This window comes from Rhodanobacter sp. DHB23 (assembly GCF_014842975.1).
Taxonomy (GTDB): Bacteria; Pseudomonadota; Gammaproteobacteria; order Xanthomonadales; family Rhodanobacteraceae; genus Rhodanobacter_A.
Genome location: NZ_JACYXK010000006.1, coordinates 1 through 921, shown reverse-complemented (window position 1 = coordinate 921; position 921 = coordinate 1). Strand labels below are relative to the sequence as shown.

At 64.2% G+C, this 921-nt stretch carries 1 protein-coding gene; it reads left to right on the top strand.

Annotated elements, in window-relative coordinates:
• Positions 1 to 79: 79 nt before the first annotated feature.
• Positions 80 to 921, top strand: an 842-nt coding sequence (locus IHE47_RS00040) for an IS5 family transposase (protein ID WP_192102887.1), incomplete at its 3' end; no start/stop codon positions are given.

Below are 921 nucleotides of genomic sequence, written 5' to 3'. Positions count from 1 at the left end.
CCCCGCACCGGCGACAATCATAGCCCTCATCAATCATCAGGCCGTTTCCGTGCGCGGAGCCGACATCCAGCAACTGGGCATGTTCTCGTATGTGTCGGTGGACGAGCGGGTGCCAGTGGACCACCCAATCCGCAAGCTGCGGGTGTTGGTCGATACGATCCTGAAAGATCTCGATGAGGTGTTGTCCACGCGTTACGCCGCTGGCGGTCGCACCTCGATTCCGCCGGAGCGGTTGCTGCGCGCCTCGCTGCTACAGGTGGTTTACAGCGTGCGCAGCGAACGACTGCTGATGGAGCAGTTGAACTACAACCTGCTGTTCCGCTGGTTCGTGGGCCTGAACATCGACGATGCGGTGTGGGATCACTCCACGTTTTCGTTCAACCGAGACCGGCTGTTCGATGCCGAGATCGCCCAGCGCTTCTTCGCCAGCACGGTCTTGCTGGCCCGGCTCAACGAACTGGTCAGCGACGAACACTTCTCCGTCGATGGCAGCTTGCTCGAAGCCTGGGCTTCGCATCGCAGCTTCCGTCCCAAGGATGGTTCGGACGACGGCGACGGCAGCGACTTCCGTGGTCAGAAGCGCGGCAACGACACTCACGCCTCGACCACCGATCCGGACGCTCGCCTGGCCCGCAAGGGCAACGGCCAGCAGGCGCGCCTGGCGTATCTGGCCAATGCGCTGATGGAAAACCGCAGCGGCCTGCTGGTGGGCGTGGATGTGCGCCATGCCAGCGGCACCGGTGAGCGCGATGGTGCGCTGACCTTGGTCGATGCGCACCTGTCACCCGGCGCCACGCTGGGTGCGGACAAGGGCTACGACGTGCGGGATTTCGTCGAGCAACTGGCGAGGCGCGGGATCAAGGCGCATATCGCCCGCAATACGAGCCACGGTCGGCGCAGCGCTATCGATGCGCGTACGGC